This is a genomic window from Sphingobacterium olei (assembly GCF_005048855.1).
GTDB classification, from domain to species: domain Bacteria; phylum Bacteroidota; class Bacteroidia; order Sphingobacteriales; family Sphingobacteriaceae; genus Sphingobacterium; species Sphingobacterium olei.
The window spans coordinates 1-24,479 of the sequence record NZ_SUME01000006.1 but is presented as its reverse complement, the minus strand read 5'-3'; the positions used below and the strand labels follow the sequence as shown (position 1 = coordinate 24,479).

The 24,479-nt window shown below is 44.2% G+C and carries 18 protein-coding genes; 13 read left to right on the top strand and 5 right to left on the bottom strand.

Annotation, left to right across the window (positions count from 1 at the left end; all coding sequences use genetic code 11):
* Positions 1–2 precede the first annotated feature (2 nt).
* Positions 3–2,411: a TonB-dependent receptor plug domain-containing protein gene (locus FAZ15_RS14805; RefSeq protein WP_136902110.1), complete on the bottom strand. Its 2,409-nt coding sequence runs from the start codon at positions 2,409–2,411 to the stop codon at positions 3–5.
* A 508-nt stretch (positions 2,412–2,919) separates the two neighbouring features.
* Between FAZ15_RS14805 and FAZ15_RS14800 the strand changes: the two genes are divergently transcribed.
* From FAZ15_RS14800 to FAZ15_RS14770, 7 genes are all read left to right on the top strand, one after another.
* Positions 2,920–6,477, top strand: coding sequence for a chemotaxis protein CheB (locus FAZ15_RS14800; protein WP_136902109.1), 3,558 nt, complete (start codon positions 2,920–2,922; stop codon positions 6,475–6,477).
* A gap of 158 nt (positions 6,478–6,635) precedes the next feature.
* Complete coding sequence (locus FAZ15_RS14795) at positions 6,636–7,607, top strand: PD40 domain-containing protein (protein ID WP_162304963.1); 972 nt, start codon at positions 6,636–6,638, stop codon at positions 7,605–7,607.
* A gap of 102 nt (positions 7,608–7,709) precedes the next feature.
* A complete protein-coding gene (locus FAZ15_RS14790) occupies positions 7,710–8,363 on the top strand; it encodes a hypothetical protein (RefSeq protein WP_136902107.1) in 654 nt (217 codons plus the stop codon).
* Positions 8,364–8,390: 27 nt separating this feature from the next.
* Positions 8,391–9,362 (top strand): TolB family protein, encoded by a 972-nt coding sequence (locus tag FAZ15_RS14785; protein WP_136902106.1) that lies wholly within the window; start codon positions 8,391–8,393, stop codon positions 9,360–9,362.
* Between the two features lie 21 nt (positions 9,363–9,383).
* Positions 9,384–9,995, top strand: a complete 612-nt coding sequence (locus FAZ15_RS14780) for a hypothetical protein (protein ID WP_136902105.1) — start codon at positions 9,384–9,386, stop codon at positions 9,993–9,995.
* 46 nt (positions 9,996–10,041) lie between these two features.
* Complete coding sequence (locus FAZ15_RS14775; RefSeq protein WP_136902104.1) at positions 10,042–12,033, top strand: tetratricopeptide repeat-containing sensor histidine kinase; 1,992 nt, start codon at positions 10,042–10,044, stop codon at positions 12,031–12,033.
* Positions 12,030–12,641 carry a response regulator transcription factor gene (locus FAZ15_RS14770; RefSeq protein ID WP_136902103.1) on the top strand — a complete coding sequence of 204 codons (612 nt, stop codon included), beginning with the start codon at positions 12,030–12,032 and terminating at the stop codon, positions 12,639–12,641. Before FAZ15_RS14775 ends, FAZ15_RS14770 begins: the two co-directional genes overlap by 4 nt.
* On the opposite strand, the gene FAZ15_RS14765 is transcribed toward FAZ15_RS14770, so the two are convergent.
* Positions 12,638–13,573, bottom strand: coding sequence for a LysR family transcriptional regulator (locus FAZ15_RS14765; RefSeq protein WP_136902102.1), 936 nt, complete (start codon positions 13,571–13,573; stop codon positions 12,638–12,640). The two genes, FAZ15_RS14770 and FAZ15_RS14765, sit on opposite strands and share 4 nt — an antisense overlap.
* A gap of 99 nt (positions 13,574–13,672) precedes the next feature.
* Between FAZ15_RS14765 and FAZ15_RS14760 the strand changes: the two genes are divergently transcribed.
* The 6 genes from FAZ15_RS14760 (at position 13,673) to FAZ15_RS14735 (ending at position 21,997) form a co-directional block, all read left to right on the top strand.
* Entirely contained in the window at positions 13,673–14,284 is a 612-nt protein-coding gene (locus tag FAZ15_RS14760; protein ID WP_136902101.1) for an NAD(P)H-dependent oxidoreductase, read from the top strand.
* A gap of 213 nt (positions 14,285–14,497) precedes the next feature.
* Positions 14,498–15,637: a WG repeat-containing protein gene (locus FAZ15_RS14755; protein ID WP_136902100.1), complete on the top strand. Its 1,140-nt coding sequence runs from the start codon at positions 14,498–14,500 to the stop codon at positions 15,635–15,637.
* 51 nt (positions 15,638–15,688) lie between these two features.
* Positions 15,689–16,357, top strand: coding sequence for a hypothetical protein (locus FAZ15_RS14750; protein WP_136902099.1), 669 nt, complete (start codon positions 15,689–15,691; stop codon positions 16,355–16,357).
* A 509-nt stretch (positions 16,358–16,866) separates the two neighbouring features.
* The gene (locus FAZ15_RS14745) at positions 16,867–18,573 is read left to right on the top strand and encodes a hypothetical protein (protein ID WP_136820078.1); all 1,707 of its coding nucleotides are present in this window, start codon (positions 16,867–16,869) and stop codon (positions 18,571–18,573) included.
* 5 nt (positions 18,574–18,578) lie between these two features.
* A complete protein-coding gene (locus FAZ15_RS14740) occupies positions 18,579–20,303 on the top strand; it encodes a hypothetical protein (protein WP_136902098.1) in 1,725 nt (574 codons plus the stop codon).
* Positions 20,303–21,997, top strand: a complete 1,695-nt coding sequence (locus FAZ15_RS14735) for an IPT/TIG domain-containing protein (protein ID WP_136820076.1) — start codon at positions 20,303–20,305, stop codon at positions 21,995–21,997. The genes FAZ15_RS14740 and FAZ15_RS14735 overlap by 1 nt, the downstream gene beginning before the upstream one ends.
* Positions 21,998–22,218: 221 nt before the next feature.
* On the opposite strand, the gene FAZ15_RS14730 is transcribed toward FAZ15_RS14735, so the two are convergent.
* The 3 genes from FAZ15_RS14730 to FAZ15_RS14720 form a co-directional block, all read right to left on the bottom strand.
* Positions 22,219–22,533: a hypothetical protein gene (locus tag FAZ15_RS14730; protein ID WP_136902097.1), complete on the bottom strand. Its 315-nt coding sequence runs from the start codon at positions 22,531–22,533 to the stop codon at positions 22,219–22,221.
* A 251-nt stretch (positions 22,534–22,784) separates the two neighbouring features.
* Positions 22,785–23,192: a DUF5675 family protein gene (locus FAZ15_RS14725; RefSeq protein WP_136902096.1), complete on the bottom strand. Its 408-nt coding sequence runs from the start codon at positions 23,190–23,192 to the stop codon at positions 22,785–22,787.
* Positions 23,193–23,342: 150 nt separating this feature from the next.
* Complete coding sequence (locus FAZ15_RS14720) at positions 23,343–23,984, bottom strand: DUF6266 family protein (protein WP_136902095.1); 642 nt, start codon at positions 23,982–23,984, stop codon at positions 23,343–23,345.
* Positions 23,985–24,479: the final 495 nt, after the last annotated feature.

Genomic DNA, 24,479 nt, shown 5'->3' with positions numbered 1-24,479 from the left:
TATTAAAAAGTAAGTTTCATGCCCAGAACGATCGACGCGGGTAAGGCGGTGCCCGTGTAGCCCAGATCGGCTTTACGGATGCACGTTATATTTTCCTCCGGGTTGAGTCCTGAATAACTGGAAAAGGTCCATAAGTTTTCACCCGTCAGGGTCAATGCCGCATCCCTAATTTTCCATTTCTGCAGGTCATCGCCAAAGTGGTAGGCAACACCGACTCTGCCCAAGCGGACAAAATCCACCGATTCTATGCGCTCGATGCCCTGATACCGGAAGCTCTCCTTACCGAGGTCATTTTTAAAATAAAACGCAGTCTCACCGGTAGCCATTGGAAATCCGGCCTGTAACTGCTCTGCCACATACGCACTTTCGTATGATTCCAGCACCGCATCGGCTCCGAAACTGTAGGTCAACGTAAAACCAAGGGCTACCTTTCCAACACGTAAATCATTCGTAAGACCACCAAACAGCTCCGGTTGGCCGTTACCTATGATACGGCTTTGGCTGCCTTCGTAAGCTACGAGCGAACTGATCCGATCGCCGGTCGTCAAAGCAGAAAGGTGGGTTAAGCTGGTTTGCTGCAGATCCGCAGGCAGCTCCGTTACGCTATTTCGGTAGGCTGCCACATTCAAATTGCTGGCCCAAGAAAATGCCTTCCGGCGTATCCACTGCCCCTGCGCATTCATTTCCAGTCCATGCAATTGCAGCGCAGCACCCGTTTCAAAGGCATAGTCTAACCCCTGTATATTCGGTAGAAATCGCATGTAGGTAAAATCACGGTACCGCTTATTGAAATAACCCAGTTCCATGCGCAGGTAAGACTGTATATCCACATCAACCTTTGCATCAAATTGATAAATATCCACGCTTTTTGCATCGGTAAAAGGTGCATACAGCTGCGTAATGCCAAGCTTATTGCCCCCGTAATAATCTCCTAGGCCTACGAGCTCCCCGCGATATTGTTCCGGTCCCGATCGTTGTCCGGTCTTACCATATCCGACTTTAAATCGGGCGGGCAGATCCGTATCTCCGCGCAGGTCGTAGACGAGGCTTAGTGCCGGATAAAGCGCCCACTTATTTTGATACAACGAGCTGCCATCCGCACGGGCGACCATATTTAAAAAGAACTTCTGTTTATAATCCCAGTTGAGTGTACCGTAGAACGAAAGCAACTTCTCCCGTTCGCTGTCCGAATAGGCCTTGGCCTGGTTCGCATTGTATCCGGTAACCACCTTCACATAGTCTGACCCGCCACTTTCCAAGCCTTTCATGCCCTCCACGGCAGTTATGCGGTAATCCGAATTAACAATCTGATTCCCTACGGTAACCTTGAGGTTCAGTAATTCTGAAAACCGGTGCGTGTAGTTCAGGCTGGTATGTACGCTCAGCATCTGTCGCTTAAAGGCCTCACTACCTGCCAGCACCTCGCCATCCAAGATATTCGACGGGATATACAGGTCCCTTCCGGCAGTTTCGTAGGATAGGCCCGCTACCGAACGGAGATGGAAGTTAGGTGAAAAACGATAGACGAGGTCCATGGATGAAAGCAGACCGACATTTTTATTATCGTCCATAAAAAAGCCTTCATCGGCTACTTCCGTACCGGATAGGTCGCGGTTGTACTGCCCCGCATACCGCCCGTCCCTATCGGCAAGCGCGAGGTTCGTGTAAAACTGTATGGAAAACGGCTCGGCAATTTTATACTTCGCATTCACGAACAAATTTTGCCGCTGGAAACCCGCGTCCTTGATCGCGCCAGAAGCCATATAGTTGTTCATCCCGAACAGGTATGAACCGTAATCGCCACCGCCATCCACCGAAATATGCTGCCGCTGAATGAGCGACTGCTTCGCATAGACTGCCTCGCGCGACGCAGAATGGTAATTATAAAAGGCATCCTTTCCGGCATCGAACCCGGCTACATAATCCACCCCTGCAGCGGCATGGGCATGCACGTGAAGTGGCCCCGATGTACCTTCTTTAATAATGAGGTTGATCGCACCATTCGGCGCCTGTACACCCAGTGCAGCCAACTGATCGATATCTTTGATGATTTCTACCCGCTCGATCTGTTCGGCGCTGTAATACGTCAGTGGATTGATACCGGTCACCGCAGAGGGATTCGCGATGATGGGTACCCCGTTTACCATAAAAAGAGGCATGGTCGACTCATCGGTCGTGTTAAGATGTAGACCACGCAAATTAATGATCGACTGGCTCCCCGCTGTACCCGTCCAACTTTTAACCTGCAACCCGGCGGCCTGGCCCTGTAGTAGGTTTTCCAAACTGGCCGTATTTGTTGCAGGCAGGCTGTCCAGCACTAAGACTTCCTGCGCCTGGATGCTGTGCAGCCCTGCGAACGAAGCAAGTACAGCCACGGTAAATTTCCAAACGTCTTTCGGTAATAATTTCATATGTATATTAATTGACTTTTAGCAGTTATATGGAATATTCATGTGTATTGCTTTTTTCGGAGCCATGAACATTTCATATGTGTTAATAATTACTATTTTCCAATAATCAGCAAGACCTAGGTCTGTCCATTTGCCGCGCTGAAATGTTAAGCAATATTAAACATTGTTTATTAATACAATACTATCTCGAAATTAAGTTATCATTAACTTAACGGAGTAAGGGGCTGATTACTGCGCATCAGCTTTACGAGAAAGGTTTGAATGAGACAGTCTTAATAAATTATTGATTTTAAGATTGTTTCAATCTACCCCTTATAGATGCAATCTAATCCTTATCTTTGTTTCGATAGCATTAATTATGGGCTGTTAATTGATCAAGGTTATCAATCGCTTGTGTTATCATCATTCCTACCACTAAGAATTACGTATATTTACTAAAGAACAAATTTCAAAACCACCTTCTAATTCCCCAACTCATGAAAAAAATAGCTTCTAACTGTATTGGGCTATGAATCAGCCAAAACATATAATCGCGATTGGCGCGTCCGCAGGTGGCTTGGTTGAACTCAATTCATTTTTTGATCATACGCCATTAGATGGTGTGTCTTACATCATTGTCCAACACCTTTCCGCTTCCTTTAAAAGTAGCATGGTGGAATTGTTGGCTAAACATAGTAAGCTATCCGTAATAGAAGCTACCGAGGGTAAGTTTGTGGAGTGTAATAAAGTTTACCTTATTCCACACGATAAATACATGACTATTCAAGCGAATAGGTTGCATCTAACGGACAAGGGAGGAGCAGAAGGACCGCATCTAACGATCAATATATTTTTTAATTCGTTAGCAACAGATTGGGGTGGTAAAGCAATAGGTGTTATTCTTTCGGGTTTAGGTAAAGATGGCTCTGCGGGTCTCGTGGCGATCAAAGAGGCAGGTGGAATGGTGATTGCCCGCAATCCCGAAACGTCTGAGTTTCCCAGCATGCCATCCAGTGCTATAGCTACCGGATTGGTAGATCTCATATTAGAACCTGCTGCGATGCCGGGCGCGATTGAAGATTATGTAGAATCTGAGGGGCGTTTACAAATTGAAACCGATAAAGAAGCTTTAAGTCTTAAAGCTATCGTCGAATTAATCAGTGAGCAGTCCCCACTTGATTTTTCCGATTATAAACACGCTACGATATTGAGGCGTACAAAACGGCGAGCAGCCTACCATGATTTTAGCAGCCTAGAAAAGTATCTTGAATTTTTAAAGATCTCCCCCACGGAAATCGAAGCGCTATCCAAAGAATTCATGATCAGTGTGACGTCATTCTTTAGAGACAAGGAAGCTTTTGACTATATCGGGCACAATATTGTGCCCAGTATGCTAAAAAAACTCGCACCCAAAGAAGAACTAAAAATTTGGGTAGCGGGTTGTGCCACAGGAGAAGAGGTGTATTCTTTGGCCATCCTTATTGCCGAACAATTGATAGGAGATCTGGAACATATTGTTGTGAAAATATTTGCCACCGATATTGACAATACTGCTTTGATTCATGCTGGTAAGGGTATTTATACCCAGGATATCGCAAATGATATGTCTGCCGAAAGATTGCAGAAGTATTTTATAAAGGAAGGCCATCATTATAGAATTAAGCCCAGCATTCGTAAAATGGCAATCTTTGCCCAACATGATCTCGTGAAAAATCCACCCTATTGCAATATGCATTTTATCAGTTGTCGTAATTTACTGATTTATATGACACCTGTATTGCAAAAAAAGATCTTTAGCATGTTGCTTTTTGGACTCAAAATGGATGGTTACTTGTTTCTGGGTTCAAGTGAGAATCCCATGCCCATCATGGAGAATCTAGCGGTAGCCAATAAACAATATAAGTTATACAAGAATATCAAATCCAAGAAAACTGTCAGCTTTGATGCTTTTTCTATGCCAGATTCCATAGAGGTTAGAAACAGGTCTCATTATATCAGTAATGAACGAGTTGTAAATGATTCGCTCTCATGGCTTGGCGAACTAATGCATACCAAACTTGCTTATGAAAAGGATTACTTAGTAATATGTGTCGATGAACACAAGGAAGTGGTAAAGTCTTACGGAGATACGAGCAAATATTTACTACCAAAGCACTTTACATCAAATTTGGAGGAGCTATTGCCTAGAAAATTAGCGATCGCGTTCAGTACGCTGAGTAATACTGTATTGAAGACAAATGAAATGGCGCATTTAAACGGCATAAAGATCCATATGGCTGGTTCGTTGGTCAACGTAAATCTGGCAATAAGTCCGCTAGTACCTAAAACCGGCCAACAGAAGTTATTAATGGTAACCTTTACAGCACAGGATCAGGTTGAAGCTTCGCCAGAAGAAATTATGGCTTTTGATGATATAATCTTTCGTGATCAGTATACGGTTAATCTGGAACAGGAATTACGGGACATAAAAGAGAAACTCAGCTCTGCTTACGAACAACTGGATTCTTCCAATGAAAATGTGCAGTCATTTAATGAGGAAATGATTTCTGCCAATGAAGAAATGCAAAGTACCAATGAAGAGATGCAGTCCGTAAACGAAGAATTAGACACCATTAATTCAGAGTATCAATTAAAAAACAAGGAGTTGCTCAATATCAATGATGATCTAAATAATTATTTCCGGAGTAATATCAATGGGCAGTTATTTATAAATGATGATCTGCTCCTGATGAAATTTTCTCCAGGTACAGTAAAACAGATTAATTTGTTAGAATCCGATATTGGCAGGCCACTAAGTAACATCACCACCAATATAAAATTTGAAACCCTTATTGAAGATGTTAAAAATGTCCTGAGCAACGGCGAGGTGATCTCCAAGGAAATTGAAACCAATAATGGAAAATGGTATCAAGTGATGACCATGCCCTATGTTCGGCAGTCGGATGAAAAGAATAGCGGTGCCATTATCACCTTTAATGACATTACCGCACTGAAGACAGCGCAGCTGGAATTGGACATCAGTAGCAAAATGCTTGGCATGAGTATAGATTCTGCCGAACTAGGCACATTTTCCATTCATGCTAAAACACGGGAGTTCCAGACTTCATTTCACTTTAAGGCGATATTCGGATTTCATGCGGAGCAGGCACTTAATTATGAAGACTTTGTAGAATGTATTGACAAAGCGTACAGGGAAAAACTGATTGAAATTATTGAAAAAAGTATTAGCAGGGGTGACAAATGTGATTTGGAATTTCCCTTTCTAAAGTTTAATACTAAACAGCTGCGTTGGGCTAGGATAATAGGAAACATTTCGTATAACAGCGAAAAAATTCCGATGTATTTTACAGGAATTCTGAATGATATTACCACTCGTAAACAGGATGAACTTCGAAAAAATGACTTCATCGCAATGGTGAGCCATGACTTAAGATCTCCGCTTACCACTATTCAGGCTTACATACAATTAGTTACACAGCGACTAAAAAAGGTAGACGAGCCCCTCGTTATATCTTATCTATCCAAGGTTAGTCTTCTCATGAAGCGGATGAACAGCATGATCAATGGCTTTCTAACAATTTCGAGTTTTGAAAATGGAAAAATCCATCTCGATCGAACAGCTTTTCAGATGAACAGTTTAATTGACGACGTTATAGAAGAAACTATCGTGGTCAATAAATCGATTGAGATCATCTTCAATCATGGACCGGACTTAACCATCGATGCGGACCGTGATAAAATTGCACAGGTCTTAAACAACTTTTTAAGCAATGCGATCAAATACTCTCCTCAACAGAAAGTTATTGAAATTTCAATGGAAGAGCACGACGGAATGGCGCAAGTTTGCGTAAAAGACAATGGAGTAGGTATAAGCTTGGAGGATCAGAAACGGTTATTTGACCGCTATTTTAGGGTAGGAAACAACAAAGCAAAGTTTGTTTCAGGTTTTGGATTAGGGCTTTATCTGTCTGCTGAAATTATTAAAGTACACTTTGGCAAGGTATGGGTACAAAGTAAAATTAATCAAGGTTCCTCATTTTTCTTTAGTCTACCTCTTCTTACAAGCGAAGAAAACTCAAAACAATAGTATTTTAGTCTACAAAATCCCTGTTTTCGTGGATTGACCTGCAATCTTCTGGCCGTTAACTTTGTTATATCACGATGCATACCTTACCTGTATTTGGCTCACGGGTAAATGCACTGATGCAGATACGGAAACTAAGTCGGCACGTAAATTATAAAAACATGGGAAATCGAAATATAGTATTAATAGCATTGATCGGTCTATCGTTGACTTTCGGCACGAGCTGTTCAAAAGATGACAACCCGCCAGACTCTTCCTCAGGATCACATGTCGGGACGATCTATTATGAAAATTACGAAGGGTTCTCGAAAGTTAGTCTCGCGATCAAACAGAAAACTATAATCAAGCATACAGGAAACCACTACAACTGGCATATTACCGGCGATGGTACCACCATATTGGAAATGACCGACGGTCGATCGTCTGGTCGACCCGACCATATCCACTTTACGATACGGAACCTGGGCACGGGTGAACACATTAAAGACTTCTTCTATCGGCCAGTAAAAGGCGGATCAATTTTTCAGGAGGCTGATCTCTCGCCCGATAAAAGTATGATCTGTATTTTTCCTTCCTTTGATGAAGGATTTGTCTTCCTCAACGCACAAACAGGAGCCGTCATGGCACATATAGAAGATATCAACGGTGAGCCGATCCCCCGAAATCAAAGTTTCGCGTGGCTACCCGACAACTCGTTGCTGATCAAATGGAAGCAGCATATCCTGAAGACTAAATATCCATTTGACGACATCACTATTGTTGCTGAGTTTGATACCGAAGCCTTTCACTCTTTTTCGGTCAATGCCCAAGGAACCCGGATTGCGATGAAGTACCAAAAACACATCGCCGTGATGAATACGGATGGTTCGGGATTTTATATGGCCACCTCAGGAAGCGAAGAAGAAAGTAGTGCGAGCTTCTCACCAGATGGCAAATACCTGGTAGTAGGTACCGATGTAAGAAGCATTGGTGTTCCGGGAAGTGTACCCAGCCAGCAGAGTTTTATGAAAATAATTCCGGCTGACGGCAAGACGTATGCAGTAGACCAGGATGGGACAGATATTGTACCCGTAATACCTCAGGGCGAAACCTCGGCAGAGCCACAAAAAGGATTAATGGTATGGACGCCGTAACGGAGATCGCCGTGGTTTGCTCTTTAAAAACCCCTGTTTTCGTGGATTGACCAGCAACCATACATCGGTTAACTTTGTTATAGTAAAGATAAATATGCACGTATGAAGAAGAGACTATTGATTCATTTATCTCGAGCAAGCCTACTGCTGATCGCGCTATGTTTGCATCTGAGCTGCGGCAAGGACACGGCTAATGACGCAGACCAACATGATTTTATCAGTTCAATGAAAGACGAAGCTTACCTGGGCGATGCCAAATCTACCCTATACGTTGGGGGCATCGATCCCTTGCCTTCCCTATCCGGCACCTCGTCCTTAAGTGTAGATAAGATACGTGGCGACAGCGTCACGGTATCGCTACTCGTCAATCTACCCGGCGGCGATGGCTTTACCTTAGGTATACCCGGAAAACAGCAAGGGAAAAATTGGAACGCAACCTTTGCTGGCGGCTCATTTTACATCAAAGAAAACGGCGCTATGGAAGGAACGGTTGTTGCGGGAAACAAGGAATTTACCTGGGACGGGTATCTTGCTGATGATGGCGCCATCCTAACCGTGCGGACTAAGTATCTGGCCGCCGACGGCAACATACCGGCTGAATCGATCCTCACTACCGAAATGACGTTGAATCGGTCGGGAAGCGATGCACCCGGGAATGCGAATGGATGTACCAACGTGGTATGGGAGACACGACCGGTATTCAACCTCTATAGCGGCGGTGTGGATTTAATCCGTGTTCCGGTATGCCATCCCTAAGTAACCAAACACATAAAATCAGAAACGATGAAAAAGACAAACTTATCACTGGTAGTGGTATTTCTTATGCTACTATCCGCCTGCTCAAAAGATAATGATGGCAGCCCTGATGGTGGCGACAATGGCTACCCATCCGCTGTAAAAGGAACCATCTATTACGATTGGGCGACCGAGGGAATCCTTAAAGTGAGTCTGCCCGAGGGGGTGGGTTCGGCTTTTATTCCCGACGATTCTAAACTCAATAATTTTGATGTTTCCCGGGATGGGAAATACAAACTCACTGTGGTGAATGAACAAACAGTCGGAAAATACCCCATCCGCTTTACCCTTAGCGATATTTCCAATGGCAGTATTGTGGAGGAGTTCGTCTACAACAGTCCGGGACTGGATGGATACAGCAAAGGATATCTATCTTACGATAACAGCCATATTCTCGTGCTTTCGCAGACCAAAGAAGACGGTATCACCATATTAAAACGAGATGGGGAGTTTGTCGGGCGCATCCACGACATCAACGGAGAAGAGCTGGGTTTCAACGACCAGCGCTTATGGCTGCCCGGCAATGCACTGCTAATTGTGCACAACAATTATATCATTCGTCTAGATCCACCCTATACCTCGGGAAAATTGTTAAAAGAAATGGAATACGAAGACTGGGGCGATGTAGCTGTCAATCCCGCAGGTACACAACTCGCTGTGCGTATTGCCAACCATGTGTACACCATGGACATGGATGGATCAAACCTGAAACAGGTTACCACCAGTAATTTTAAAGAAGCCGTGCCGGAGTTTTCGCCCGATGGAAAATACCTACTGGTGGGCACCGAGTACAGGCAAACCGGCCCATTTGGCTGGATGTGGTCCCTAAAGATCATTCCCAACGATGGTAAGGAGTACAACGTGGATCCGATTGCGCCAAACTCGCCCGGTGTGATCCCGGTTTTCGTAAAAGGTAAAAACAAGATTGAAACCGCAGGCGGTCAGATGATATGGCGCTAGTTATAATCAAAAATAAGAGATATGAAAACGATATATTTATCACTTGTAATAGTACACCTTCTACTGCTATCGGGCTGTACGAAGGATAACGACGGAGAGGATGCCAACCAAAATTTCAACGAGGTATTTGGAGGCAAACCCTACAAAGGCACAGCCAAAGGTGTTCTCTCCCAAAATGAGACTCCTATCTATACCTGGGATGGCGAAGGTAGGATCGCACTGATCGAAGCCACGGCAGACTCCGTTTCCATCGTATTTATGGCCGATTTTGGCAACGACGATGAAATGAATATCAAGCTCCGCGGTAAGCTAGACGGCGCCGCTTACCGGATGGAGACAACAGATCCGGACAATTTCTTTCGCATTGTCGACGAAAAGATAACGGGCCAAATCAATAATGCCCAGCAACAGATGACATTCGACGGCAGCCTGCGGAGAGAAACTGCCGCAATGAATATGCGCGTCACTTTCAAAGAAGCCACCGACGTATTTCCTGCGGGATCGGAGCTTGAACTCACTTTTGATACGCGCCGTACCATCGATGACAACGACAATGACGGAGGCTGTCAGATGCGTTTGGTACCCATCTGGAGTCCGTCGGGTGTTACCATGGGTATGGTGCCGGATTGTTAGTTTGCAGATTAATCTGTAATTTGAGCATGAATCAAGAAACGCAATAATGTATAAACTGGCAGCCCTTCTCGCTTACCTACTCTCCATAACGCAGATCTTCGCCCAATCAAAAGAAGAGCTGAAGCACTATGGCGACAGCCTGTACCAGCAACTGCAGCACATCGACGATCGGGAAGAAAAGGCGTTAGCACTATTGGACCTGAGCTTCTTTTGGTCAGACTACGACGCGGCAAAAGCACGGCAATACGTCGCTGAAAGTGAAAAGCAGCTGGGCGATAAAAGCAAAACAAACTATTATCAAGGCCTACTGCATTTCTATCGGGCAGCGATTCATTTCGATATCGACCCCATAAAGTCAAAGCAACAGTATATGCAGGCCGACAGCTTTCTCCGCCAAGATATACCCAAAAAAAATAGCCTAGCGGCCACCCGGTACCGTGCCCGCCTTTGGGGAAGCTACGGTGCGCTATTGCAAAGGGAAGGCAACCCCTCCGAATATGTGCAGGTACTCCTGGAGAAGGTCATCCCCATGGCCAAACAGATCGGAGACTCGACACTCATGGGCAATAATTACCAGAATGTGGCAATGGCGCTCATGAACCTGGAAGAGTATGATAAAGCAACCACCTACTACCAAGATGCCCTGGCGCTGCTGAAAGGAAGAACCGGTGCCGATGAACAACGGCTTACCCTTTTTGTCAATGCCGCCCGCAACGCCTTGTTCAGCGAGCAGCACAGCTATGCGCGTACCCTGCTCGACAGCGCCGCCAACACGGCGAAATCCATACCCACTTCTTCTTACCTCCCAATCTATCATAACGTAGCAGGAAGCTATTGGGAAACGCAGCGAAATTTCGATCGGGCAAACTTCCATTTTGAAAAAGCACTGGCCGGTGCGAAAGAGCAGCACAATAACGATATGGTGGCCTCCATCCTTTTCAGCCAATTTGAGGCCTTTCAGACACGTAACCAGCCCGCAAGGGCCATGGCCAAGCTGCGTGAAGTACTGCCCTATGTACAGGAAAAATCTTCGCTGAAGAACAAGCAGATGGTGTACTACAATCTTGCCCATACCGCCTCCCAATTGGGTAAATACGAAGAGGCTACAACCTGGTATGAACAGTATAAACAGCTCGTGGATACCATCCTAACCGATAAGGGCGACGCGATCACGCTCGAGCTAGAGAAAAAATACCAGACCGCCGAAAAGGAAAACGAGCTGCTACGGGTAAAAGCGGCCAATCAACAACAGCAGCTCGCGATCCAGCGCACACGTATGGTCGCCGGTATTTTTCTGCTTACCACAATCGTACTCGGCATGCTCAGCTACATGTGGTATACAGCATTAAAAAACAGAAAACGACTGGCGGCACAAAAGGAGCAACTCAACCTCTTTAATGCCATGTTGCAAGGACAAGAACGGGAGCGCAGCCGTATTGCCCGCGATCTGCACGACGGTCTAGGCGGTATGCTTGCCAGCGTGAAGCTCAGATTATCGGCTGTTGCCAACAGAGAATCGAAGACGCAGCCACAAACCGCATCATCTACGGATTTATATACGATCATCAACCAAATGGACCACTCGGTCAACGAACTACGGCGAATAGCCCGCAATATGATGCCCGAGTCGTTGTTGTACATGGGGCTGGAAGCATCCCTACGCGATCTGTGCAACGCGATGGCGTTGCCCCACTTACAGATTGATTTTCAAGCGTCTAATTTACGCCCAGATTACAGCCAGTCTTTTCTGATTGCGGTATATCGTATCGTGCAGGAACTGCTTACCAATGCCCTGAAGCATAGCGATGCCTCTCAGATCTGGGTACAGTGCTCCGAGGCTGATGGATATTTTTACATTTCCGTAGAAGATAATGGCAAGGGATTTGATCCATATGGGGAAGAAATGAAACAGGAAGGCATCGGACTATCTAACATCCGTAACCGGATAGAGATCTTAAATGGACACCTGGAGATTGATGCGGCAACGGGAAAAGGCGCTGCATTTCATATTCAATTTAAGTTAGAAGGAATAATATGATTTCTGTAATAATAATCGATGACCATCCACTGGTACTCAATGGTTTCGAATTCATCCTAAAAAACACGTCGACGATCGAGCTACGCGGTTCGTTCAGCAATGCGAAAGACGCCTTCGATTTCTTAGCCATCGAAACGGTAGATGTCATCCTTGTCGATATCAATATGCCCGATATGAATGGCATCGATGCGACAGAAATCATCAAAAAAGAATATCCCGGTACGCAGGTTATCGCGATCAGCAACCTCAACGAAGGGAGCATTGCCCTACGGATGTTAAAGGCCGGTGCAATGGGGTACCTGCTCAAAAATGTATCCGCTGATGAACTGATCGAAGGGATAGAAGCCGTGATGCGGGGCGAACAGGTACTGAGCAAGGAGATGACCTTTATCTTAACGGACAAGCAAGACGAGATACCCACCGTTAGCCAACGGGAACGCGAAGTATTGGCTTTAATGGCGCAGGGGCATACCACCCCAAAAATAGGCGAACTGATGTTTATCAGCCCGCTAACCGTCGAAAGCCATCGCCGCAACCTGCTGCAAAAATTCAAGGTTGCCAATTCGGCCTCCCTGATCCATAAAGCCACCGAGATGAAGTTTATCTAGCTCGCCGCACTCGGTTGGTGCGCGTCTGCCATCCACTCCCATTTTTTTTGGAAGAGCTGCTCTAAACGTTCTATCTCTGGCTGATACATGGTCTTTTTGCGTGTGCCAAAATATAAGGTATTCTCCAGCGGCGTGTTGCCTTCCCACAGCAGTTTTACCTTACCTGCAGCAATGGCTTCGCAGCAAAGGAAATCAGGCACCACGGAAAATCCCACACAGTCACTCAGGCAACGTATAATGGAGCTGATATTGGGCACGATATAATTGGGACTAAAATCCGGATGTTGTCCAAAATTCTTGATCCAAAAATTTTTCAAGTGCTCCATATCCGCAGCCGTGCTATACCACAGTTCCTGTTTCAGCAATTGCACCACCTGCTTCAGATCATTTTCCCCCAGGAGCCGTTCAATCTCCTGCGTATCGGTATTGCTACCTGCAATCAGCACGATACGTTCTTTCGTAAATGGCCGGTATTCCAGATTTTGCTGACTTCCCTTTTGCGGTGTCACGATCAGATCGAGCAACCCATTATCCAGATCCTGTTGCATTTGTGGGTATTCCCCAAATTTGATGATCAGGTTAAAGGGCAGCTCGTTGATATGTTCTTCCAATGTATATTGGAATGTTTCGAAACACATCCCCACACTAATGGTGGCGCGGGCAGGCTGTGTGCGCTTATGAAAGTGCTGTTCTGCCGCTTCCAACTTTTTCAGCGGCTCCAATATACAGTTGTACAACATCTTTCCCTTCTCGGTGGGCACCATGCGGCGCGCCGAGCGATCAAATAACTTATCTCCCGTGAAAGCTTCGAGCGAACCCAAATGAAGGCTTACCCCCGGTTGGGAAATAAACAACTCCTGCGCAGCAGCGGATAATGTTCCTGTGTCGTATATGGCCTTAAAGGTACGTAGCCATTCTAGATTCCATCGCATAACTATAATTATTATGATACAAATATACAATTTAAGTTATTTTAAATATAGACAAATATACAGGATATTTGCATAAACAATAATAAAACACATAGAGACATGAACATATTTATCATCAATGCCGGACAAACTTTCGCCCACTCGGGTGGCAAATTCAACAACAGCGTTACCGAATGGACACAAACGGTTCTTGACAAAAACCAGGTTGCATACCGCATCACGAACATCAACGATGACTATGATGCCGTTGCAGAAGTAGAAAACTACAAATGGGCCGACGTCATTATCTATCATATGCCGATCTGGTGGTTTCAGGTTCCCTACGGACTCAAGAAATATATCGACGAGGTATTTACGGCGGGGCATCAGAACGGCATGTATGCCAGCGACGGTAGAAGTCGCAAAAATCCGGCAATCAACTACGGTAAAGGCGGCTTGATGCAGGGCAAACACTATATGGTTACCACGTCGTGGAATGCTCCGGATACCGCATTTACCTTACCCGGCGAATTCTTCGAACAGCAGTCGGTCGACGATGGCGTATTGTTTGGCTTCCATAAGATGAACCAATTTACAGGCATGGATCGCATAGCTGGATTTCATTTTCACGATGTCGAAAAAGATGCAACGGAAGAGCGAATTTCCAATTACCGCAAAGCGTATATGGAGCATTTGGAGCATAAAATTCAAAACTCCTACATAAAAGTGTAGCACTACCACAAAAAGTCGTACATAAAAGTGTAGTGAGTATACAAAAAGTCGTACATAAAAATGTAGTATACCACAGAAAGTCGTACATATTTTTGTGTTATGTCTTTATAAAACGGAATCTTTATGAGAAGCTACTGCCGTTAAATCCCTTGCTGCATTGTTTCTTTTCAGTATTAAATTAGGTAGATTTGGTTAGGCATAACTGATATATACATGTGTACATTCTTAAAGAAATCCATACACCTATTCTTACTGGCTATTTTACCGACAGCCTGGCTGAGCTGCAGCAACCCCAGATCTACTGATGGACGTCAGGAGCTTATGGACAGCAAGGAATCTTCCGATACGAGCCGGTGGTATACGTATTGGAATGCGGATAGTACTCAATTTGGTTTTAAGGATGCCGCCGGCAATATCATGGTCGAGCCTAAATTTGTGGGCGTATCATACCTTTATGTATTGGATCATATCACAGCCGTCACCGAAGAAGTAGATAATAAGTGGTCAAGTTATTATTTGACCAAAACCGGAAAACAATTTGGTAGAGATAGTCTATATTTTTTCGACAATACCCCAGATTGTGAGCATGAGGGCTTTATCCGTTTCAAAAATCATAAAACGGACAAAGTAGGCTTATTAAATAAAAACGGAGACGTGATTATTCCTGCCGAATATAATGATTTAACACAGGCGAGAAATGGCATGCTAATGGCCTTAAAGGGCGCCGAGAAAAAATATTACCCAGGCGGTGAGCATTACAGTTGGGAAGGCGGCAAGGAATTTTTGATCGATACGAACGGCCATATACTGATTGAAAATTTCAAACGCGACGATGACTTAAATTTCTATTCCTTAGCAATATCGGACAAAGCAAGTAACGATCCGATACGAAAAAGCTTTAAAGCCACCAACGGCAAATATTACTCCTTCGTCGACTTTGACAGCGAATTTAAAGCTTGGTTGAACAAGGATCTACTGGCTAACTTTACAAAAGAAAACTTGCAGAATAGTGCACATGATTCGATCAGCTTTTGGAAAGAGGATGTTGGATGGGTGGCAGAAAATAAACTAAGTTTTATAGACCGCAACTTTGATCTCATCCAATCGAAATTAATGTCCCTGAAGGATGACAAAACTGATTATCATATTTTCACCGACGGGCTTAACCCCTACATTTATGAATGGGATTTTTTTACCAAATTCTATAATAACTGTGGAGAAGCCTTAGTTTGGAGGTATCCCATAAAACAGATCGTAATCTCGTATAACACCGAAACAGACTTACAACAGGACCACTTTGATTTTTTACGAACCGACGATGGCTACAAACTGATAAGTGTCTCCATACCATAGGTATGCGAGGGAATATTATATCCACGAAAACCAGTATTTTCATTTTTTATCATGGAAATGAATCCCCAAATAACGATCTTGCTGGAAAAGCAACATATGGTATTCCGAATTATTCTTGCATTTATCACCACCGGTTATTTATTATTATTCATTTCCTGCGGAAAAGATCAGGGCACTGACGAGGATATTGTTACTGGTCAGGGATCTCGTTTAAAACATATTACGCAAGGTACTGAGGGCAATGGATTAATTGAATCCCTCATGCAGGATTATAGTTTGAGCAGCGAATCATTTACCGATGTCGGCAGTTACCCTATCCCGGTGTATACCTATTATTATACCCTTAACTGGGACTGGAATCAGAATAATGATCAAGTAACCGCACATCGCGTGCTAAGCTGTTCTTCGGGGCTAGGTACGGATAGTAAAAAAGAAATTTTAGAACAATCCCACGGATTTATTGAAATACAGGACGAACGATTGGGCAAGGCTCCCTATCAAAATGTATTTGCCATCCGTTACCAAGATCAGACAAAAGCAGACTGGCGTTACGAAATACATGTGCTCAAGGTCACGAACAATATGCGAAATCAAGGCATTACCTTAACAGGCTCATACGGCCCTGTACAGCGTGATGACATTGCGGCCTTGGCTCCCAACCCTCCAGACGAAGAAGCCGTTGTTACCGAGCTCCTGAAACTTCTTGAACCGATCCAGTAAGAACGACATGGTGGTTTATAAAGAGAGCAGACGGTTTGGGATTTAGCAGGCTTAGCGGCCTAAACCCTGTTCAGGACGGTGAAATCCAGTGAGCGGATTACCAAGCAGTAAATAGAGTTTAATATATACCGCCGCCGCCGTCGCTTGCCTTCCAACAGCCGACTTACTAAGTAACTGACCGCAGCACCGATCGCGGCCATCAGCGCGGTATGGAGCATGTTAGACCAATCGAAGCTATTCCAGATGGAGCACCCCTCTAAGATTGCCGCGTCGCGATGCTCCTCGCAAAGACGAGAATAACAGTTCTGCTCCCTAGTCTTCTAACTCCTAGTCACCAATCACTCGTCACTAATTACGAGCCCCTCTAGGATTGCCATCGTCGTTTGCCTTCCAACAGCCGACTCACCAAGTAACCAACCGCAGCACCGATCAGAACAATTTCAAAATAAAAAGAACGAAATATCTATAAATTATTTATATTTACGGCACAAACTTATTAGCTTAATTTTATGAACAAAATAGTACTTGTTCTATGTCTTGTAACTGTATCTCTTTTTCAATATAGTTGCAAACAAGAAGAAATTATACCCTATAAAGATGAAAAGCCAACGCAAGTAGAAACGCTAGCCGTCGAAATTATCAATTCAGAACAAGTTGTATTAACTGCAGCTGTAACCTATCTCAATGCGCAAGCAAAAGTTGTTGATCATGGCTTCGATGTCGAATACTACGATGCTAGTGGAAAAAGAGGCGTGCACAATTTCTCCCTCGGCAAAGACGCACAACCTGGAAAGATACGCTTTCCCCTTACCGGCGAGTGGAAAGTTGCGGCCGATAGGGGCATCAGCTATACATACTACCTTCGAACAGAACAAGATACCACTCGAGGCAATATACTGAATTACAGCAAAGACTACGCTAATCCGTTCTCTATACATCCAAACCAAGAATTCAAGGTATATGGTGGAGAGAAAATCACCTTAAAAGGCAGTTTTGAAGATATTAAAGGTAAATATAACTTAGTTATAGACATCAATACCAATACAAGTGTAACTGTTCCTTTTGATATCACGGATAATAACTCGAGCCTACAACTGACTTTACCTCTTGGCATTAGCGCCAATAAGGTTGCATTATATTTGACGCCAATAACAAACAATGGAAGCTATCCCCATAAGCATTATTTAATAGAAGTCGACATCCTCGGAAAGTTAAACCCACCCTCAAATTACACATTATCCTGGATAGAGTCTTTACAGCTACAACCAAGTTCCGACAGCCCTACCTACCCTTATTTTCAAGTAATAATAGGCAATAGAATGGCACGGTACGAATCCTATATTTCTATCCGTGATTACATCAACGCATCAGAAGGAGACAGTTATCGCCTAGGGTACTACAATGGCAGAGATACGGTTATCTTTCCGCATAAATTACAGATCCTACGGCCAGATCCGACGAATATCGGATTCATAGAAAACCGGATACATCCGCACAGCTCAGCACACCTCAAGAATATAGGCTTCAACAATATCTTTGGCGAGGTAAGCTACCAATTTGGCTCGCAGGCCGTACAAGTACGCAGTAACAACCAAGGCATTATGAGTTTTTCCATAGGAAATATGGCCGAAGGTGAATATCCGATCACCATCATCAGCAACAGCTACACCATAAGCAGTCAAACTACACTCCGCGTAGAAAAATTAGTAGCCACCCGCATAGATCAACAAAATACTGCAATGGGAAGTGAAGTTACCATCTATGGTAATTTTATCAATGGAAAGTTTTACAATGTTATTTTTGAAGAAAACATAGAATATGGGATAGCAGCAACAGACGGACAGCTACGTTTTACTATCCCAAAATTAAGCGCTGGTAAGCATAAATTGTCTATCGGCTACTTCAACAACGAGTACGGTGAACAGCATATTGTACCTACCGCGTTAAGCATCGACGTGGCTCTCGCTCAGTATACAGGTTTTTCTCCCAAGAAGGGACAACCTGGATCTATGGTTACCTTAAAAGGTAAATCCCTTGCTTTCGCAACAGTATTTTTTGGAGACACCTTTGTATTTGCTTATCGAATGAATCCATCAGGAGATGAGGTGCAAATTGAAGTTCCACGGTATGCTCAACCCGGTAAGTATAAAATTAGTGCACAAGTATTTGCGCATTGGATGCAAGTAGATGATGTATTTGAAGTTGTCAACCCCTAGAATATATGAATATTTTTTTCCGATATATAAGATCTTGGTTTCCGTTACCATCGATAGGAATCTGCCTATTCCTACTCACTATCTTTCAGGGCTGTAAAGAAGAAACCATTGTGACGACCGTAGACGTTACTCCTATTAGCTTTTTTGTTGAAGGGATCAACGTAATCAATTCAGAGCAGATTAAACTGGAAGTCACCATCCAATACCTTAACGATGAGGAAATTGTAGATTATGGCTTTTCGTTCAAAAAGTCGGGTTACAATCATCAGGAACAATTAATCAGCCTCGGTAAGAGCCCATCGATCGGTCTTTTAACATACGATTATAAACCCAAAGAAAAACTAGAACTTGGGCTATATTACGAGTATTATTTTTACATCAAAACCAATAGGGGGTACTATAAAAGCTATACGAACTCGTTTTCGTATTCTGGCTTAAAAACTATTGTAGAAACATTACCTTACAGCTCAGGTGAGACGGTAACATTAAGCGGAGATTTTAGCATGCTTGATGAGAGTTACAAGGTACAAATACTCGATATCAATGCGCGGCAATTACCGATCAAACTGAATGATGGCCGTACCACATTGTCTTTTACACTACCGGCCAATTACACCGCCCACAATAAGTATATTCAGGCCGTACTTGTCCATTATGAGAGCAGCAGATTTTTTAGTCAAAATCTCGTACGAATCAAGCTCTTAGGAAAAGTATCGCCCCCTGTACGAAAGAGTTACTACTACTATGAGAGCTTAGTTTTCACCGGCATCAACAATAATGAAATTTACAATCACGATGGCAGTCTGCGTTTAATTATCGGTGATCAAGTTGTTCCTTATCGATCTGAAATTAAGATCTCAGATATTGGTGATTTCGAAGGGTCGAGCTTCCGTATTGGATACGTCAACGGCCGTGACTCTGTCATCTTTCCGGATCCGGTCACTATTTTACTTCCGCCAGCAGAGATGTTACAGCTTCGGCAGCGCAAAGCACACCCTTTTTCACAACTGCATCTTGTACAGCGCGATATGATGTTTAATTATTTCATCAACGCGGGCATGCCCATCCTAAAAATTGGTCCTTATGACGCATTATATTATGACGACAATCAGGGTAACCCTACCTCATTCCGAATCGACGATATTCCAAACGGCAATTACCAGATCGGACTAAGCCATAGACTGGGCGAAATAGAAAGTCCATATTCTTTAGAAGTAGAAGAATTCGATTGGCATGTACTTCCAAACCAAAAGCTCCATTATGGAGATAAGATCACGTTCAAAGGAACTTTTATCGACGGTGTGGAATACGGCATACAACCGTTAGAAATGCCACACTATCGGATGGGGGCCATAGCAAGTAACAACGAGATTACCGTTGAGATTCCTTTTATTTTGGGGGGCCGTACGAGCTGGAAAATTGGCTACAATATCGGTGGTAATCAAACGCGGTATGCTGATAAAATCCAAATCATCGACGTGCTACCGATCACCTTTGATGGCGTCTCGCCTATACGAGGTACAACCGGAGAAATAATCACGTTAACCGGAAAGGGTATTAAACACGCACAACGCTATTATATTGGCGACAGAGAGATCATTCCCTATGCTATAAGTGCGGATGAAGTAAGGTTTGCCATCCCCTTCAACATTCCGCGTGGCACCACCCGACTTTCCATACTAAGCAACAACGAATTAATTATATCACCAGTCTATTTAGAAATTTTTTAATGAGAATTTTACTATATATCATCCCATCTATATGCGTGCTCTTGTCCTCGTGTCGCAAGGTCGAAAATATCATGCAAGCAGAAGAAACTAAGCCTATCGTGCTCGAAGCAGCCATTCTCGAACACTTGGATGCGAAATCTGCGCGCCTCTCCTGCCGAATAACATCGTTAAATAACGAGATAGTTAAAGAACATGGAATTATTTTGTACTCCGGAATGTTTCCGAATGTGAAAGAAGAGCAGGTGTCCATTGGTGGTAAAGTTGAGATCGGAAAGATCAGCTACAACTACACGCGCTCCGTACCGTTCGAAATTGGCAAAAATTATATGGTTTCCTTTTATGTTCAGACCGAAAAAAGCTTTTACCGAAGTGGGCTAGTTAGCTTTAAGTGGAACAATGTACAAGTTAATCCACAAAATGATCTAAGCGCCACGACTGGAGAAACGATTACGATTACAGGTAATTTTGAAGGGATCGACGAAAAGTTCATCATTACGGATTGGAATACAAACACCACGACACCTTTCACATTGAGCAGTGATAAAAAATCGCTGTCTTTTGTAGTCCCAAAGACAAACATCCCACATGGTTCTATATTGAATTTCAATCTATCTAAGCGTACAACAGAAGGTGGTAATGAATTCAGCACGATCGCACTTTGCCGTGTAAAAGTATTAGCCTCTATCAATCCACCAGAAATATCGCAGTTATATTTATCTGATGCCATCCCGTTAAAGGGCAACAACCTACCTAGTATGTACGAAATCCCGGCCGATCTTATGCTTATCATCGGGGATCAAAAAATCAGGTACCAAAATCCGCTTCGGTTAACGAGTATAGAGGGTCTCAAGGGCAACAACTTAAAGATCGGATATTCCAACGGCAGGGATGAGATCATTTTTCCCGAACCGATCCGGCTAATTATCCCTAATAAGAATGACATACGATTCAATGAAAAAGTTGTACATCCAGGTAGCCAACTACGGTTACAAGGTTTAGAATTCGCTAAGTTTTTCAATTATGGTAGCACCAGCTTTAAAGTCGGTGGTGCTCCGCTTACACAACCAATAAATCCGTTTCCATATAACCTAGATATAATAGTTCCCCAAGTAGCTGATGGTCATCACGCTGTGGAAATTATTAGCCCTTTTTACAATGGAATTGTCAGTACCGAAAAAATAGAAGTTAAGGAGCTCAAGTTGAGCGGCCCGAGTCAAGTTAATGCTCACGTGGGCAACACAATACAGATAAAAGGTAGTTTTATTAATGGCAAGATCTATGAAGTTCATATAGCAGGCCACACTATCTATAATATCATCGCACAAAATGGCGAAATCAGTTTTGAAGTACCCAATCTCAAAAGTGGAAAAAACGAAGTTAAGATAAGCTATCGTCACGAAAGTTGGGATAGCCATTTCTCAACAAGCCCATTTACCGTATTCGTTGAGAAAAGTATGATAAATAGTGTTAGCCCGTTGGTAGCATACCCAGGAGATGTTATTACCGTTACGGGACGAGGTTTAAATACAGGTTCTTCCTACACCCTTGGCGGACATTATATCAATGTCGTTAACAAAACGGCCGATGGCTTTAAGTTTCTAATTCCTTCCGGATTTCAAAAAGGGAAAGCACGCCTAACGATAGAAATTAACGACGACATCATCCAATCGGATGATTATATCGAAGTAAAGTAAATTAAGGTTGATAATAGAAAATGTATAAAACTCCCGAGGCGCAAAGCCCCGGGAGTTTGTTTTAATACCGCCGCCGTCGTCGCTTGCCTTCCAAGAGCCGACTCACTAAGTAACTGACCGCAGCACCGATCGCGGCCATCAGCGCGGTATGGAGCATGTTAGACCAATCGAAGCTATTCCAGATGGAGCACAGCGTACCACCAAGTGTACCTGCCTGCACATTATTCAGTGGCCTCATCGCTCCCCTCCTTTCTTTCTCCATTACCCTCCGCTTGTTCGTCGTCATCAATACAACCGATGATGACCTTGCTTTCTTCACCATCCTCCCGATCCCCGATTCCCATTTCCTGCTCCCCGATTTCTGATTCCCGATCCCCGATTCCCGATCCCTGCTTCCCGTTATCCAGTACCGATTCGATAACACCCAGCCCAACAGCAATGTATTTTAAAATATTCAATGCCTTTCCCGGCAATTTGATTGGAGCCAGCAGTACCACCTGTACCGCCCGGCTGATTTTGTTTATAATGTTTTTCATTTAGATGTGAGACATGAGATATTAGATTTGAGACATTAGATTTGAGATGTATGACCGTTAAAACGTCATCGCGAACCTGAGGCACGAGGGTGACGCGATCTTATTTGCAAAAGACAAAAGATTGCCGCGTCGCTACGCTCCTCGCAAAGACGAGAATAACAGTTCTAGTCACTAGCTCCCAATCACCAGTCACCAGTAACCAATCACTAATCCCCCCTAATTCTCAATTCGTAATTCCTAATTCTCAATTCTTACCCCCTAATCACTAAAAACACTTCTGCTTCCATATCCCACAGGCTGTACACCAGTGCTTTCAGCTTATCCAAAGCCTTACGGCTGTCGTCGCCTGTACCTTCCCCAGTGAGCGTCGTAACCGGGGCGATGCAGCCACGCAGATCACGCTCGGCATTATTAGCGGCATGGATCAAAATTGCTTCGCGCCCCAGTACGTTGGGGATACCGATCTGCTCCCCGTTCTTCGGGTACGTCCTTTTCTCCAGTTTGTACCGCCCCTCCGGGATACAGCTCAACCGTCGCAGGTTATCCCGATCCGGTAGTTCAATGGTATGGCATATGTGTTCCCCCTTAAAGGTGATGTTTCCGTTTGTGCCCTTCTCTCCGTATTTCCGTCGGAGATAGAGTGTATGTGTGTTAGACATAAGATATTAGATATTAGATTTGAGATGTGAGATGTGAGACTTTAGATGTGAGATATTAGACATTAGGAGTTAGATTTTAGGAGTTAGGACGATCTAGTCTCTAACTCCTTCCACCTAACCCCTAGTCACTAGTCACCAATCACCAGTCACTTAACTGACAGTGATTTCGCCTAGGTAGTAGCTACCGGATGTTTTCACGCCATCTCGATTTCCTGTGAATACCCATCCCACGACATTATCCCCTGCATACACTTCCGGAAAGGTCAGATCCAGCGAACCGTCTGCACGTGTACCCGATTCCAGGATACTGAAGAAGGACTTTTCCTTGTTGTACATTAAGAGGATCACCACATCGTCCGAAAATGCGTTGAAACGGTTTGTTTCTGTCGTCCAGCTTAGGGATATTTCCCGCGGTGCGGTCTCCTGCCAGCTCACCCCCATCAGGTTCGATAGTCCGCCTTTAGCGATTACCACCGCTTCATAATCCAATGTCTGGTTTGGATAATCGCCCATGATACCATTCGCCAGCAGATGCTGCAGCGCTTTATTGTATCCGGTTGAGCGGCCCTGTAGGGCATCCGAATAGCCCAGATTGAGCAGATCCTTGATCGGTGACAGAAAACTTACGCCAAGTGCAAATTTCGCACGCTGTGCCAGTTGATCCGCCGACGCGGGTTTGTTACTTCTTTTCGAAAGGGAGCGTACATAGTCTACATTTCTCCAGCTGCTTCCGATTACGTTGCCTACCTTACCTGAATAGGCGCCGTTGATTCCTTTTAAAAATCTAGCCATTTTGACTGTTGTTAATTTGTTAAACCTGTTGCTTGCATGCAAGGCTTATCGCTGATATCAAGGGCTAAACTACGGTGTACCGCACCTGAAATGAAAGAATGGGACAAAGCGGGACAACATGGTACGATTCGGAACACATTGTCCCATTTTGTGGGTAAATCCGCCAGATATCTACCACTTATTCGGGACAGACAGGTATCTTGTTCGCCTCTGCTTCGACTCGTGTTCGACATGTGTTCGACTGCTCTTCGGCTACGAGTCGAACAACAGTCGAAGCGCAGCCGAAGAACTGCCGAAGGAGTCTCGAAGCGGTCTCGAAGACGAGTCGAACAGCACCCGAAGGCGTGTCGAACAACTCCCGAATAATCCCCGAACAACTGTCGAAGCTTTAAAGCCTCCCCCTTCGCTTACTTTCTTTGATCATCTCGTCGAGATCTGCCAGATAATAGCAGGGGCGACCACCGATTTTCCTCGGGGTCAGTTTGCCTTGGCTCA